The 14,030-nt window shown below is 72.8% G+C and carries 12 protein-coding genes; 5 read left to right on the plus strand and 7 right to left on the minus strand.

Annotated elements, in window-relative coordinates:
* Positions 1-123 precede the first annotated feature (123 nt).
* Positions 124-729: a MarC family protein gene (locus tag HF526_RS09280; protein ID WP_169380935.1), complete on the plus strand. Its 606-nt coding sequence runs from the start codon at positions 124-126 to the stop codon at positions 727-729.
* 339 nt (positions 730-1,068) lie between these two features.
* Here the strand turns inward: HF526_RS09280 and HF526_RS09285 are convergent, their stop codons facing one another.
* The 5 genes from HF526_RS09285 to HF526_RS09305 form a co-directional block, all read right to left on the minus strand.
* On the minus strand, positions 1,069-1,365 hold the full coding sequence (locus tag HF526_RS09285) for a hypothetical protein (protein ID WP_169380936.1): 297 nt from the start codon (positions 1,363-1,365) through the stop codon (positions 1,069-1,071).
* A 27-nt stretch (positions 1,366-1,392) separates the two neighbouring features.
* Positions 1,393-1,749, minus strand: a complete 357-nt coding sequence (locus HF526_RS09290) for a DUF5335 family protein (RefSeq protein ID WP_169380937.1) — start codon at positions 1,747-1,749, stop codon at positions 1,393-1,395.
* Positions 1,750-1,982: 233 nt separating this feature from the next.
* Positions 1,983-2,888: a 2-dehydropantoate 2-reductase gene (locus HF526_RS09295; protein ID WP_169380938.1), complete on the minus strand. Its 906-nt coding sequence runs from the start codon at positions 2,886-2,888 to the stop codon at positions 1,983-1,985.
* 98 nt (positions 2,889-2,986) lie between these two features.
* On the minus strand, positions 2,987-3,907 hold the full coding sequence (locus tag HF526_RS09300; protein WP_169380939.1) for a polysaccharide deacetylase family protein: 921 nt from the start codon (positions 3,905-3,907) through the stop codon (positions 2,987-2,989).
* A 26-nt stretch (positions 3,908-3,933) separates the two neighbouring features.
* On the minus strand, positions 3,934-6,273 hold the full coding sequence (locus HF526_RS09305) for a penicillin acylase family protein (protein ID WP_169380940.1): 2,340 nt from the start codon (positions 6,271-6,273) through the stop codon (positions 3,934-3,936).
* A 208-nt stretch (positions 6,274-6,481) separates the two neighbouring features.
* Here HF526_RS09305 and HF526_RS09310 point away from each other — a divergent pair, with 208 nt between their 5' ends.
* Positions 6,482-8,128 carry a GAF domain-containing protein gene (locus HF526_RS09310; protein ID WP_169380941.1) on the plus strand — a complete coding sequence of 549 codons (1,647 nt, stop codon included), beginning with the start codon at positions 6,482-6,484 and terminating at the stop codon, positions 8,126-8,128.
* Positions 8,125-8,751 (plus strand): response regulator, encoded by a 627-nt coding sequence (locus HF526_RS09315; protein WP_169380942.1) that lies wholly within the window; start codon positions 8,125-8,127, stop codon positions 8,749-8,751. Before HF526_RS09310 ends, HF526_RS09315 begins: the two co-directional genes overlap by 4 nt.
* 29 nt (positions 8,752-8,780) lie before the next feature.
* Here the strand turns inward: HF526_RS09315 and HF526_RS09320 are convergent, their stop codons facing one another.
* Positions 8,781-9,965, minus strand: a complete 1,185-nt coding sequence (locus HF526_RS09320; RefSeq protein ID WP_338051378.1) for an FAD-dependent monooxygenase — start codon at positions 9,963-9,965, stop codon at positions 8,781-8,783.
* A 47-nt stretch (positions 9,966-10,012) separates the two neighbouring features.
* On the opposite strand from HF526_RS09320, the gene HF526_RS09325 reads away from it, so the two are divergent.
* On the plus strand, positions 10,013-10,753 hold the full coding sequence (locus tag HF526_RS09325; protein WP_169380943.1) for an IclR family transcriptional regulator domain-containing protein: 741 nt from the start codon (positions 10,013-10,015) through the stop codon (positions 10,751-10,753).
* A 65-nt stretch (positions 10,754-10,818) separates the two neighbouring features.
* Positions 10,819-11,757, plus strand: coding sequence for an aldose 1-epimerase family protein (locus HF526_RS09330; protein ID WP_239028476.1), 939 nt, complete (start codon positions 10,819-10,821; stop codon positions 11,755-11,757).
* Between the two features lie 204 nt (positions 11,758-11,961).
* On the opposite strand, the gene HF526_RS09335 is transcribed toward HF526_RS09330, so the two are convergent.
* Positions 11,962-13,833 (minus strand): glycoside hydrolase family 15 protein, encoded by a 1,872-nt coding sequence (locus HF526_RS09335; protein ID WP_169380945.1) that lies wholly within the window; start codon positions 13,831-13,833, stop codon positions 11,962-11,964.
* Positions 13,834-14,030 lie beyond the last annotated feature (197 nt).

Genomic DNA, 14,030 nt, shown 5'->3' on the forward strand with positions numbered 1-14,030 from the left:
GTTTTCCGGCGGCCCGAGGTGGCAATCAAGGCTTCGGGCCGCCGCACGGCGGCCCGGCATCCGTCCGTCCTGGCCGGCGTGGACGATCGAAGGGACGCCGAACGTGGCTGTCGAGACCCGACCGTGACGAGCCTGAAGTTCTTCATCTCGGTCTTCGTGACGCTGTTCGTCATCATGGACCCTGTCGGGACGATCCCGATCTTCCTCGCGTTGACCGGCGGCCGCAGCCGTCAGGAGCGAAAGCGGCTCGCCGGACAAGCGGTTCTCGTCTCGTTCTTCGTCATCGCGGTCTTCGCGCTCTTCGGCCAGTCGATCCTCAACTACCTCGGCATCACGGTGGCCGCGATGCAGGGCGCGGGCGGGCTGCTGCTCCTGCTCGTCTCCCTCGAACTGCTGACCGGGCACGAGCAGATGCCGGCCCAGGCGGGCGACGTCAACGTCGCCCTGGTCCCGCTCGGGACGCCGCTGCTCGCCGGTCCCGGAGCGATCGTGGCCACGATCGTCTTCGTCCGGCAGGTCCACACCGTCGCAGACGCCATCGCCCTGGCCGGTGGCGTGACCGCCGTACACCTGTCGCTGTGGCTCATCATGCGCTATTCGGTGGGCCTGCTCCATCTGCTCCGCGACGGAGGCATCACGCTCATCACCCGGATCTCGGGTCTGCTCCTGTCGGCCATTGCGGTGCAACTGGTGGCCAATTCCGTCACCGCGTTCGTCAAGGGCGCCTGAGCCAACGGGTCGTCGTCGGGTTCGTAGAGCCAGCGGGTTCCCGCCGGGTCCTCGGGATCCGGGCCGCGGCGGCGACAACCGCGCTCCGGGACCCGGACCGGCATGTGCCCGGTGTCCTCGGTGTAGATCGTCGTCTCCCGGAAGCGGGGGAGGCCCTCGGGCGGCAGGCCGTCCACGCCCAGGGCGACCTGCTCGCGATGACCGTCCCACGCCCCGCCGATCAGTACGGCCTCGGCCATCCCACGACCATCCCGCCCGGCGCGCGGGCTCGCCTGGCGGCAGCCCTCCGGCGCGCACCGCGGTGCGCCGGGAATTCGGCGGGCCAGAGGTCGGCGCCGCTCAGTGCTCGTCGAAGTGACCCGCGTGGGCGGCGTGCCGATGGCCGTCGTGCACGTAGTCGACGTGGTCGCCGTGCGGAACCTCGACGTGCCCGCAGCCGTGCTCGTGCTGGTGGTCATGGGCGTCGTGGGTGGTGTGCCCGCTGACCTCGCACTCGCCCCACTGATCGCCCTGCTTGCTGTGCACGTGTCCGCCGTGGGCGTAGTCGGTGTGGTCGCCGTGCTGGAACGCGACGTGCCCGCAGCCGGCGCCGTGTTCGTGATCGTGATCCGCGTGGGTCTGCGCACCGGTTGTCATCGGATTCTCCGATCGGTATCTACAACCTCAGGCCATCACATGCTGAGGGTAGAACGTCACCAGCGTCGTTGTCCCGTCCGGCTCGACCACCTCGAACGCCGGTGGGCTGTCGGAATCGAGCGCCGCGATGACCTCGGTGGGGTGCCAGACCATGTGCCGCAGCACCGGCTCCTCCGGATCGTCCTGGCCCACCGCGACGATGACGACGTCGTCCTTCGGGTCGTAGGTCGCATAGGCGAAAGGCTTCTGTTCCGCCTCGTGCTCGTGACCGATCTCGGGGGCGTTGAGCTCGATGGTGATGTAGTCGCCTTCGTGCTCCGCGGTCAGCTGGTCGAGGACGCGTCGCCAGTCGTCCTTGTCGACCTTCGTGTCTGGCTGGGTCATGGAGGTCCGCCTTCCTGCTCCGGGGCCGTCTCGGTCCGCCGAATCCCACGTACCCAGCAGGGGTCGTCGAAAACGCAACCGCACGAACGGCGCTACCACTGGACATGCGCGTGGACATGCGCTGTCAGGAACGGTTTGCGGCCTTCCGAGAGGCCGGCGTCGATCTCCCGATCCTGAGCCCGCCGATCGGGCCGGCGCGGCCCGCGACGTGATCCGGGCGCGCTTCGACGGGACTAGCCGGACCGGCCTGAGCCCGGCTCCAGCGCGCTCAGCAGCGCGAGCAGCGCCCGGTTGGCCGGCACCGGGACGGCGTGCCGGTCGGCGAGCCGGACGATCGTGCCGGTCAGGCCCTCGTACTCCAGCGCCCGGCCGGCCAGCCGGTCCTGCAACATCGACGAGGTGCTGCCCGGTTGCAGGTCCTGCAGCCAGCGCAGGGTCTGCTCGACGCACTCGTCGGGCAGCGTGGCGCCCTCGGCGCGGCCGACCGCGACCGCCTCGCGCAGCACGCCGGTGGCCAGCTCGGCGACGACGGACTCCCTGAGCACCTCGATCCGGCGCCCGGTCAGCGCGGTGATCGGGTTGGCGGTGGCGTTGGTGAGCAGCTTGCGCCAGGCGGCGGTGCGGAAGTCCGCGACGACCTCGGCGCGCACCCAGGTGTCGCCGAACAGGCTCGCGGCGGCGCGGCCGGCCTCGTCGTCAGGCAGTACGAGCTCGCGCTCGGTGAAGCGGGCGCGCACGGTGCCGGGGGCGGTGCGCTCGGCGTTGATGTAGACCAGCGCGGGTGCGACGGCGCCGTCGACGACGGGGGAGAGCCGGTCGCGGTGGTCGACGCCGTTCTGCGCGGCGATCACGTGACTGTCCGGGCCGGCCAGCGCGGACAGCCAGGACAGCACCGACGGCGTCTGGTGGATCTTGGTGGCGAGCAACACCCAGCGGACCTGCGGCAGGTCGCCGGGGCGCTCGGCCCAGCGGACCGGGTAGCGGTGCGTGCCGCGGTGGTCGGTGAGCGTGATCGCGTCGAGGGGGGTCCCGCCGCACACGACGACGGGGTGGCCGGCCTCGGCGAGTCCGGCGGCGAGCGTGCTGCCGACCGCGCCGGCGCCCACCACGGCCACGGGATCGGCTGCCGTCGCGGTCATGGGCGCTCCTGTCCTGCCGGGTCCGTGGCCCGGGCCGGCCCCAGCCTGTCATCCGCCCGGCGACGGCCTGTCAGTGGCCGCCGCCGGGCGCACGGGCGCTACTGCGCCCAGCTGGAGTCCGCGGGCGGGGGCTGAACCCCGCGGACGTCCTCCAGTGCCATCAGCTTCTTGTCGTCCTCGTCGTCGACCCAGGCCTGGGCGATCTCGTCGCAGGTCGCGAACCACACGCCGTCCTTGGACGCGATGTGCTGGATGAGCCGCTCGTACCAGAGCATGTGGTGTGCCTGCCCGATGATCTGCGGGTGCACGCACGAGGCGAAGACCGGGTTCTCGACGCGCTCATAGGCGTAGTCGAAGATGTCCCGCCACCGCCGGAAGATCGTCTCGGTGTCCTGCATGCCGGTGGAGGTGCCGGTGTAGGCCAGCGGCGGGAAGTCGTCGAGGTACCAGTTGACCGGGATCTCCAGGACCTCGCTGGCCTTGCCGGCGACGTTGCCCTGCTCCCAGTTCACCTGCCAGCGCCGCGGGTGGTACGGCACCAGGTCGCGGGCCATCAGGCTGGTGTCGTAGCGGAAGCCCGACTCCTCGATGATGTCGAGGGTGTTCTCGCTGTAGTCCCAGTACGGCGAGCGGTACCCGGTGGGCCGGATGCCGAGGACCTTCTTGTAGGTCGCGAACGCGAGGTCGACGAGGCGGCGCTCGGTGTCGCGGCTGATCGCCGGCGGGATCTCGTGGTAGTAGCCGTGGTGGCCGAACTCGTGGCCGGCGTCGAGGATCTTCTTGCACCACTGCGGGAAGGTGTCCACCGAGTGGCCCGGGGTGAACCACGTCGACGTGACGTCGTAGCGGTCGTAGAGCTCCAGCAGCCGCGGCACGCCGACCTCGGCGCCGAACTCGCCGCGCGACATGAACGCCGGGCTGGTCCGGTTGAAGGCGCCGAGCCAGAGGCACTGCGCGTCGAAGTCGGTACCCAGGTTCACGGCGATCTTCTTGCCGGCGGGTAGTTGCAGGTGTCCCATGCGTCGGTCTCCGTTCCTCGTGGGGATCAGCTGGTGGGGGGAGCGAGCGAGATGATCTGCTCGGCGGCCTCGTCGACGCGTTCGCGCGAGTAGACGAGCGGGAACGCAGCGCCCTGCGCCCAGGGCTCGAACAGGTCGGTGTAGTGCGGATCGTCGAGGCGCCCGCTCTGCCCGGGCGCGTTCATCGCCAGCGAGGCGTCCCACTCGCCGACGTCGATGGCGATCCGGAAGGTGGAACCCGCGCTCTGCACGAAGTTCTGCCCGTAAGCGGTGTTGCCGACGGTGTCGCCGCTGCCGCCGCGGGGGAGCGGGCCGGCGACCAGCTGGTCCTCGGGCACCCGGGTGAGCAGCGCCTTGAGCGGGTGCACGGCCCGGGCGACGTGCAACCGGCCCCAGCTCCAGGCCGCCCGGTCCGGGCCCAGCAGTTGCTCGACCTCGGCGACGGCGGCGGGCAGGGTGGCCGCCACGGTGCCGGTCAGGAACCGCTCCGGGTCGGCGCCGAGCCGGTCGCCGGGCTTCTCGATCAGCTCGAGGTCGATCCGGGCGTCGGCCAGCAGGTCCTCGGAGTTCGCGATCCGCGCCATCGTGCCGGCGACCCGCTCGGCTCCGACCAGCGGTTCGAGGGCCTTCGCGATCAGCGCCGGGCGCAGGTGGCGGCGGTACCAGACCTCGAACAGCGCGCCGGCCGCCGAGTCGGGCCGCAGGTCGGCGTCCCAGCCGAGCAGCAGATCCAGACCGTCGACGTCGGCCTGCACGGGCAGCGCCGCGACCCGGGCGAGGATCCGCCGGGCGGGCACGCTCACGTAGTCGCCCTGCAACGCCACCATGTCCGCGAGCGTCGGCGCCGTCGCGGCGGCCAGCACCTCGTCGATGCGGTGCCGCCGGTACGGGGCGTACCAGTCGTAGGTGATGTGCCGGTCGGACGGGAAGTCCTCGGGCAGGTTCATCTCGTTCGCGGTGGCGATGAAGCCCTGCTCGGGGTTGAACGACCCGGGCAGCTCGTCCATGTCGTAGAAGCCGGCCCATTCGTAGCGGCCGTCACCGGGGACCGGCAGGGTGCCGTCCCAGTTGGGCCGGATCGGGGTCAGCCCGCCGGTCTTCCAGCCGATGTTGCCGTCCGTGTCCGCGTAGACCTGGTTCTCCGGCGGCGCGCCCCAGCGGTTCATCGCGGCCAGGAACTCGTCCCAGTCCCGGGCCCGCATGTAGTCCATGCTGCCCAGGTAGGGGGCCATCCCCGGCTGCAGCCAGGCCGCCCGGACGGCGAACGCTGTCCGCTTGCCTTCGTCGGTGTAGATCACCGGTCCGTGCCGGGTGAACAGCAGCTCCACCTCGACCGGCGCCCCGTCGCGCACCGCGATCGTCTCCCGCTCCACCTGCATGGGCTCCCAGCGGTCCTGGTAGCGGTACTCGCGCGGGTTCTCCGGGTTGGTCTCGTAGACGTAGAGATCTTCCTGGTCGATCGAGAAGATCGTCAGGCCGAACGCGATGCGGCCGTTGTGCCCGATCGAGATGCCCGGCAGCCCGGGCTCGCCGCCGCCGATCACGTCGAAGCCCGGGGCGGACAGATGGGCCAGGTAGCGCAGGCCGGGCAGCGCCGCGGCCGCCCGGTGCGGGTCGTTAGCCAGCATCGGGCGGCCGGTCGCGGTGCGGTCGCCGGCCAGTACCCAGTTGTTGCTGCCCTCGGGGAGGACCTTGCCCCCGGCGTCGTACGGAGCGGGCGGGGCGAAGACCGGTGGAGTGGTGGCCAGATCGTAGACGCGCAGCACGTCGTCCGGGATCAGGCTCAGGTCGAGTCCGTCCGGGATGGACAGCGTGCGCTCCGGCTCGCGACGGCGGCGCAGCTCCTCGACCTCGGCCGGATGGTCGCGCAGCGTCAGCGCGCGGGCGACCTCCTCGCGCAGGTTGTAGAACAGCCCGTGACTGCGGATCCGCGCCACGTCGGCCGGCTCCCAGAACGCCGGCTGGTAACCCAGCTCCCGGAACTCCACCGGCAACAGGTCCGGGTCGTCGCGGGTGAGCCGGACGTAGGCGTTGATCCCCTCGACGAACGCCGTGGACGCCCGCTTGGTGTCCGAGCCGTAGGACAGCCACTCGCCGTGCATGTCGCCGCGATAGAGGAACAGCCGGGCGGCCCGGTCCCGCTCGACGTGCTCGTCGCCGAACACCTCGGACAACCGGCCCAGCCCGCGCCGGCGCCAGAAGTCGATCTGCCAGAGCCGGTCGCGGGCGGCGTTGAAGCCCTGCACACGGAAGGCGTCGTAGGTGCTCTCCGCATAGATGTGGGGCACCCCCCACCGGTCCACGACGATCTCCGCGGGTTCGGTGAGCCCGGGCAGCACGAACGACGTCCGGGTGGGTGATGTCATGCGGTGTCTCCTCGTGGGACGCGGATCGGCGGGCGGCACGCCGAGTGAATCAAGACCGCAGGTACCGGTGTCGGCAGAAAACCCATGCCGAGACGGCCATGCGACACCTGCCCGTTCGGGCAATCCCGACCGGTGCGCCGGAGTTTCGCCGGGCCCGGTGTGGGGCTTTACTGGGCGGGCCCGGTCGGCAGCGGAAGGGAGGGCGCCGGTGCCCCCGACGTCAACAGTGGGTCTGCGCCCCGAGTACCACGTCGACGCCGGCCGCTCGAACGCCATCGACGACGCCCTGCAGCCGGTGCTCGCGGAAATCCGCATGCTGCTCGGCGCCGACATCGGGCTCGTCGTCTACCGACCGGACACGCCCGGCGCCGATGTCCTCGTGCTCGCCGCCAGCGCCCGCGATCCCGGCGACCTGCCACTGCCGAACGAGCCACTGGTGCTCGGCCGGCCGGTACCGCGGCGATCGCCGCGGGTGCTCGTGGATCTCGAGATCGCCTCGGCCCTGCGGCCCTACCGGTTGCTGCTGCGCTCGGCCGTCGCCATCCCGTGGACCGATGCCTTCGGGGCTGGCGCCGTCGTCGTCGGCACGACCTCACCGCAGCCCCTGCCGCGCACTGCCGAGCCGGAGATGCAGGCGCGCTGCAGCCGCGCCGTCGGCGCCGCCCTGCGGCGGGGCCGGCGTGCCGGCGCGCTGCGCATCAACGCCGACCTGCAGCGGGCCGTCAGAGAGGTCGCCGAGGCGGCGGTGACGAGCGATGACGTGGCGGCGGCGCTCGCGTCGATGCTCGTCTCGGTACGCGACCTGTTCGGGTCCGAGGTCGCCTACCTCTCGTTACCCGAGCACGACGTGGACACGTTCACGTTCGACCAGGTCCTGGGCATCCGCACGGCCGAGTTCCGGCATCTGCGGATCAGGTTGGGCCAGGGGCTCGGCGGGCTGGCCCGCTCGCTGCAGCGCCCGGTGCGCTCCCTCGACTACGCCGGAGACGGGCGCCTGTACGCCGCGCCGGTCGCCGAGACCGTCCGGGAGGGGATCGTGTCGGCGATGGCGGCCCCCGTCCTCGTCGAGGACGAGATCAAGGCCGTGCTCTACATCGGCAACCGGCGCCTGCGGCCGTTCACCGACCTCGACGAGGACCTGCTCGGGGAGTTCGCCGGATACGCCACGCTCGGGCTCAAGCGGCGCGCGGTCGAGGACTACCGGGTCCGGATGATCCAGCGCCAGGAGCGCGAACGCCTGGCCTTCGACGTGCACGACTCCGTCGTCCGCGGGCTCGTGGAGATCGGGTTCGCGGCCGAGGAGGGCCGGCTCACCGCGACGGATCCGGCGCTGCGCAGCCGGCTGGCCACCATCGGGCTGGCCGCCGAGCAGTGCATGGAGAAGCTGCGCGGCCAGCTCGTGCTGCTTACCGAGGACCGCGACGGCCCGGTCGGCCCCCGCGCGTCGGAGGTGCTGGACCGGGTCGCCGCAGCCGGCCGCCGGGCGGGCGTCACCCGCTCGTTCGAGCTGCGCGGTCCGGACACCCTGCTCGCCGGCCCGATCGCGGACGCGCTGGTCCGCATCGGCCGGGAGGCACTCGTCAACGCGGAGATCCACTCCGGGTGCCGGCGTGCGAGCATCTGTCTCGAGATGACCGCGACCGACGCTGTGCTGACCGTGAGCGACGACGGCTGCGGGCTCGATGCAGCCGCGCTCGACGAGGTGCTCGCCGGAGCGGCAACGCACCTCGGCTTCCGGGCGATGCGGGCGGCGGCCGAGCGCGCCCGCGGCCACGTCTGCGTCGAGCCGGGGACCGCGGGCGGCCTGACCGTGCGCGCGGTGATCCCGCACGACGCCCGGCCGGAACCGGCGTGATCCGCTTCTGCGTGGTGGACGACCACGAGATCGTCCATGACGGCCTGCGGGCGATGGCGGCCCGCGAGGACGACCTCGAGTTCACCGGGGCGACGACCTCCCCGGCCGACGCCCCGGCCCTGATCGAGCGGGCCGGGCCCGATGTGCTGCTGCTCGACCTGCGGCTGGGCGAGGAGAACAGCACGGACCTGTGCGCGGAGCTCACCCGCCGGTTTCCCGAGCTGACCGTTCTGGTCTTCAGCGCCTACGGCAACGCCGAGCTGCTGTCGCAGGCGATCCGGGCGGGCGCGGCGGGCTACGTCCTCAAGGACACCAGCACCGCCCGGATCCCCGACATCTTGCGCGAGCTCCGCCGCAACGGCAGCTACTTCGACCCCCGCATCGCGGGCCGGTTGCTGCGCCGGTCGGCATCGCCGTCCGCGACGCCCGAGGCGTTCGGCGAACGCGAGCTCGAGATCGTGCGCCGGATCGCGCGGGGGGAGAACAACCACGAGATCGGCGAGCGGCTCCATATCAGCCCGCACACCGTGAAGTTCCATGTCACCACGATGCTGCGGCGCCACGAGCTGCGACGGCGTGCCGAGCTGGTCCGGCTCGCGATGGAGCTGCACGTCCTGGACTGAGGACGGGGCAGGCCTGCCCGCCCGGTACCTCAGCCGCCCCACAGCCAGCCGATGTGCTTGTGGTCGAGCGGATCCCGGTCGCGGAACAGGGCGTTGCGCAAGGTGCGGGTGAGCCCGTCGCAGTGCCACATGTCGCCCCACACGTGAACCGTCCGCTGGATCCGGGTGGTGCGGGGTTCGCGCAGCTCCTGGTAGGCCCGCAGCACCCGGTCCCAGTCCGGCTCGCCGCCGTCACCGCCCTTGGCGACCTGCTCGGCCAGCACGTACGCGTCCTCCAGGGCCTGGCAGGCGCCCTGCGCGAGGTACTGCAGCATCGGGTGCGCGGCATCACCGGTCAGCGCCAGCCGGCCGTCGACCCAACGGCTGATCGGCGCCCGGTCGTACATCGGCCACCACCGGTCCCGCCACAGGTCGCCGAGCGCGCCGCGCACCGGGGCGCAGGTGTCGGCGAAGGCGGCGTCGAGTTCGCCGGGGGTGCCCCAGGTGCTCGCGCCGTGCGCCCATGCGGGGGAGGCGAAGACGGCGACCTGGTTGAGCAGCGCACCGCCGCGCAGCGGGTACTGCACGAGGTGGCAGCCGGGGGCGAACCACACCGTGACGTCGTCGAGTGCGGCGGCGCGGTCGGCATCGAGGTCCGCGGTCGGGACGGTGCCGCGGTAGGCCACGTAACCCGAGCAGACCGGTTCGTCGGGGCTCAACCGGGCGCGCAGCGTGGAGTGCAGGCCGTCGGCGGCGAGCACCACCGCGGCCGTGTGCTGCTGCCGCGCGGTGATCGCGGTCGCGGACCGGCCGTCGGTCCGCACGTCGGTGACGGCGCTGTCGGTCACCAGGTCCACGCCGATCCGCCGGCAGGCCGCGTAGAGCGCGTCCAGCAGGTCACTGCGGTGGATCACCGCGTACGGCGCCCCGTACCGGGCCTCGACGTCGTCGCGGAGCGGGACGTGGGTCAGCTCGGTGCCGTCGACCGCGTCACGGAAGACCAGCCTGCGAGGCATGCAGCCGCGCCCGACGACCTCGTCGAGCAGGCCCCATTCGCGCAGGATCCGGGTCGCGTTGGGCGCGAGCTGCAGGCCGGCCCCGACCTCGCCGAACGCGGCCGCGCGTTCGAGCACCCGCACCCGCAGACCGGCCAGCGAGAGCGCGTAGGCGTTCGCCAGGCCTCCGATGCCCCCACCGACGACGACCACATCGACGTCACCCGTCACAGTGTGCACGCCCGCACCGTAAGTGGGTTCTGCTCGCCGGGATCTATCGTTCTGCTGTGCGGAACCAGCCCGCGTACGCGATCACGTCGGTGGACCACGCCCTGCGTCTGGCCCGGATCCTGCAGGTGGAGGGCCCGCTGCGGGTCTCCGAGGCCGCGGAGCGGTTGGGCATCGCGCGGTCCACGGCGCACCGGCTGCTGGCGATGCTGGTCTACCGCGACTTCGCCGTGCAGGACGACGAGCGCCGCTACCGTGCCGGACCGGCGTTGCGCCCGGCGAGCGTGACGCCCGAACCGGTCACGGTGCTGCGCGGGGTCGCGCTGCCGCACCTGCGCGCACTCGTCGAGCGCACCGGGGAGACCGCGAACCTGCAGGTTCTGGTGGGCACGGTGATCCGGTTCGTGGCCACCGTGGAGAGCGAGCAGGTGCTCCGCGTCGGCGATCGCGAGGGCCGCGAGCTGCCCGCGCACCTGGTCTCCGGCGGCAAGGCGCTGCTGGCCGCGCTGGCGCCGTCCGAGGTGGACGCGCGCTGCGCCGCGGGCGGACCGGACCGGGCCGTGCTCGCCCGCGAGCTCGAGCTCATCCGGGAGCGCGGCTTCGCGATCAACGACCAGCTGACCGAGCCCGGGGTGATGGCCGTCGGGATGGCCGTGCGCGATCCGCACGGCGTGCCGCTGGCCGGGGTGTCGGTCTCGCTGCCCAGCGTCCGGTTCGACCGCGACCGGCTGCCCGGCCTGGTCGGCGCACTGTCCCGGGCGGTCGCCGGGATCGAGCGGGACCTGGCGGCTCAGCCGTAGCGCGGGCGGCGGACTCACACCGCGGCCCCTTCACCGGGTGGCGGAGGGGAGGGCGGGCACCACCGATGAGCGAGGATGGTTGTCTGTACGCCGTGAACGCACCGATGCCGCCGACCGGCGAGCAGTTCGTGATCGCTGACGGTGGCACCCGCGCCGTGGTCACCGAGGTCGGCGCCGTGCTGCGCGCGTTCGAGGTCGACGGGCGCGCCTATGCCGAGACCTTCGACGAGACCGAGCGCCCGCCGCGCGGGTCCGGCTCGGTGCTGGTGCCGTGGCCGAACCGGGTCCGCGACGGGCGCTGGACCTGGCGGGGCACGACCCAGCAGCTCGCGCTGACCGAGCCGGCCGCGGGCAACGCCATCCACGGCCTGCTGCGCTACACGCAGTGGCGGCCGGTGGAGCGCACCCCGGACTCGATCACGCTGGCCGCGGTGGCGGTACCGCAACCCGGGTGGCCGGTGCCGGTGGCCACGACCGTCCGGTACGCCGTCGGCCCGGACGGGCTGCGGGTCACCCACACCGTGCGCAACGCCGGCCCCGAGCCGGTGCCCTTCGGCGTCGGTGCGCATCCCTACCCGCGGGTCGGCGAGGCCGCCACCGACGACATCGTGCTCACCCTCGCCGCGAGCACGGTGCTGCCGCTCGACGACCGGCAGCTGCCTGCCGGTCCCGCGGTGCCCGTCACCGGCGACGACGACTTCCGCGGCGGCCTGCCGCTGCGCGGGCGGGTGCTCGACGCGGCGTTCGGCGGTGCCGCGCCGGCACCCGGGGACGATCTCGTCCGGCACCGGCTGGACGCCCCGGACGGCGCGGTCGAGTTGTGGGCCGATCCCGACTTCCGCTGGGTGCAGGTCTACACCCCCGACGACCGCCCCGGCCGGGGTCGCGTCGTCGCGGTGGAACCGATGACCTGCCCACCCGACGCGCTGAACTCCGGGCAGGACCTGATCACGCTGGCGCCGGGAGAGACCTGGACCGGCAGCTGGGGCCTGCGGCCCGTCTGAGCCACGGCAGCCTCCCGGTCGCCCCGACCGACGTCGCAGGTGGCGGACAAGACGCGAATCCGTCGTCGGAAACGCCGTCCACGGCTCTCCGTAACCGTGCTGTTCTACTCCGTGGGCTGCTGATCGGGTCGCTGGTGCAGCGGCCGGGACGGGCCGGCCGGAAACCACACGGGGACCGGCTGGGCTGGCTGCAGCAGGCCGGCGTCATCCCGCCGCTGGGCTGAGTGCCGACCCCCGGCGGCGCTGCGCCTCGGCGATCGCCCAGGCCGCGTTGATCAGGCCGATGTGGCTGAATGCCTGCGGGAAGTTGCCCAGCAGCTCGCCGCCGGCCGGATCGACCTCCTCCGCGAGCAGCCCGACGTCGTTGACGTGGCGGATGGCCCGCTCGAACACCTCCCGGGCCCGGCCGACCCGGCCGGCCAGCGCGAGCGCGTGGGCCAGCCAGAACGTGCACAGCAGGAACGTGCCCTCCTCGCCGGCCAGCCCGTCCGGGCTGGGCGCGCCGGACACGGTGCGGTACCGGTAGACCAGCCCGCGGTCGTCGGTGAGCCGCTGCTCGACCGCATCGATCGTGGCCAGCACCCGCGGGTCCTCCGCGGGCAGGAAGCCGACGCACGGGATCATCAGGTTGGACGCGTCGAGATCCGGCGAGCCGAAGGCCTGGGTGAACGACTTCGCGGTGTCGCCCCAGCCCTGGGTGAGGATGGCCTCCCGGATCTCCTGCGCCGCCGCCCGCCATCGCTCGACGCGGTCGCCGGCCCGCAGCGTGTCCGCCAGCCTGATCGCCCGATCCAGTGCGACCCAGCACATGAGCTTGGAGTACACGAAGTGCCGCGGCTGCCCGCGCAGCTCCCAGATGCCCTGGTCGGTCTCCCGCCAGCGCCGTGCCGCGGTGTCCGCGCAGGCGGTGAGGAACTCCCGCCAGGCCGTCGCGCCGGGGTGGTCCGGGTTGAGCTGCTCGACGAGCCGGTACGCGGAGCCGAGCAGCTCACCGTAGACGTCGATCTGGCGCTGGCTCCAGGCCCCGTTGCCGACCCGCACCGGACGGCTGGCCCGCCAGCCGTCGAGGTGGCCCAGCTCGCGCTCGGACAGGTCGTGCTCGCCGCCGATGCCGAACATGATCTGCAGGTCCGCACCCGAGTGGACCTGGCCCGCCGAGCTCGCCGCGAGATAGTCGAAGAACTGGTACGCCTCGTCGGGGCAGGCCGCCACCCACAGCGCTTCGAGGGTGAAACTGGCGTCGCGGACCCACGCGAAGCGGTAGTCCCAGTTGCGCTCGCCGCCGGCCTCCTCGGGTAGCGACGTCGTCGCCGCGGCCACCACCGCGCCTGTGGGCTGATAGGACAGCGCCTGCAGCACCCGCCCACTGTGGTGCACCAGCTCCCGCCACGGCCCCTGGTAGTTCTGATGCAGCCGCGACCACGCCCGCCAGGCGTCGACGGTCTCGGTGAGCGCGGCGTCGAGTTCGGCGGCGGGCAGCGGGGCCGGGAACGGCTCCGACGTCGTGCGGTGCAGCATGCCCAGGGTCGCGCGCTCACCGGCCCGCAGCATGATCCGGGCGGTCGCCGTCGGCCCGCAGACGGTCAGCGCCGCCGGGCAGGAGAGCGCGAGCACGTCGCAGCCGCCGCGGGCCACCGCGCCACCCGGTACGACCGTGATCAGCGGGTGCACCAGGCCGTACTCCGGGCGCGGCGCGAACTCCACCTCGACGTCGACCGTGCCCGCGGTGCACTCCAGCACCCGGACCAGTAGCCGCGGCGCGCCGGCGCCGAGGGCGTGCGGGTCGGCGCCGGCGCCGGTGGCCAGCGCGTCGGTGAGGGCGACGGTGCCGTCACCGGTGCGGAACGTGGTCTGGAGGACCATCGTCTCGTCGAGGTAGCGCCGTGTCACCTCCGCGTCCCCGCCGGCCGGCCGGAGGTGGAAGTGCCCGGCGGTGTCGTCGAGCAGCCGCCCGAACAGCGACGGCGAGTCGAAGCGGGGCAGGCACAGCCAGTCGACGGAGCCGGCGCGGGTCACCAGGGCGGCGCCGTGCCGGTCGGACAGCAGAGCGTGATCGGCGATCGGGGTGCTGCTCATGGCGGTCTCCCTGCGGTGGCGGTGCGTGCTGCCGGAGCAGACCGCCGTGGCACCTCGCACGGTACGCGTGCCACCCGCACGGGTGCGGCCTCTGCTCGGCCGTGCTCGCCGTGGTACCGATGCTCGGTGTCGGACGGGTACGGGAGTGTTTCAGGAGGGGCGGCGCGATGACGGACGGTGGCGTGGCGGTGGTGACC

The sequence above is a fragment of the Pseudonocardia acidicola genome (assembly GCF_012911935.1).
In the GTDB taxonomy this organism is placed as follows: Bacteria; Actinomycetota; Actinomycetes; order Mycobacteriales; family Pseudonocardiaceae; genus Pseudonocardia; species Pseudonocardia acidicola.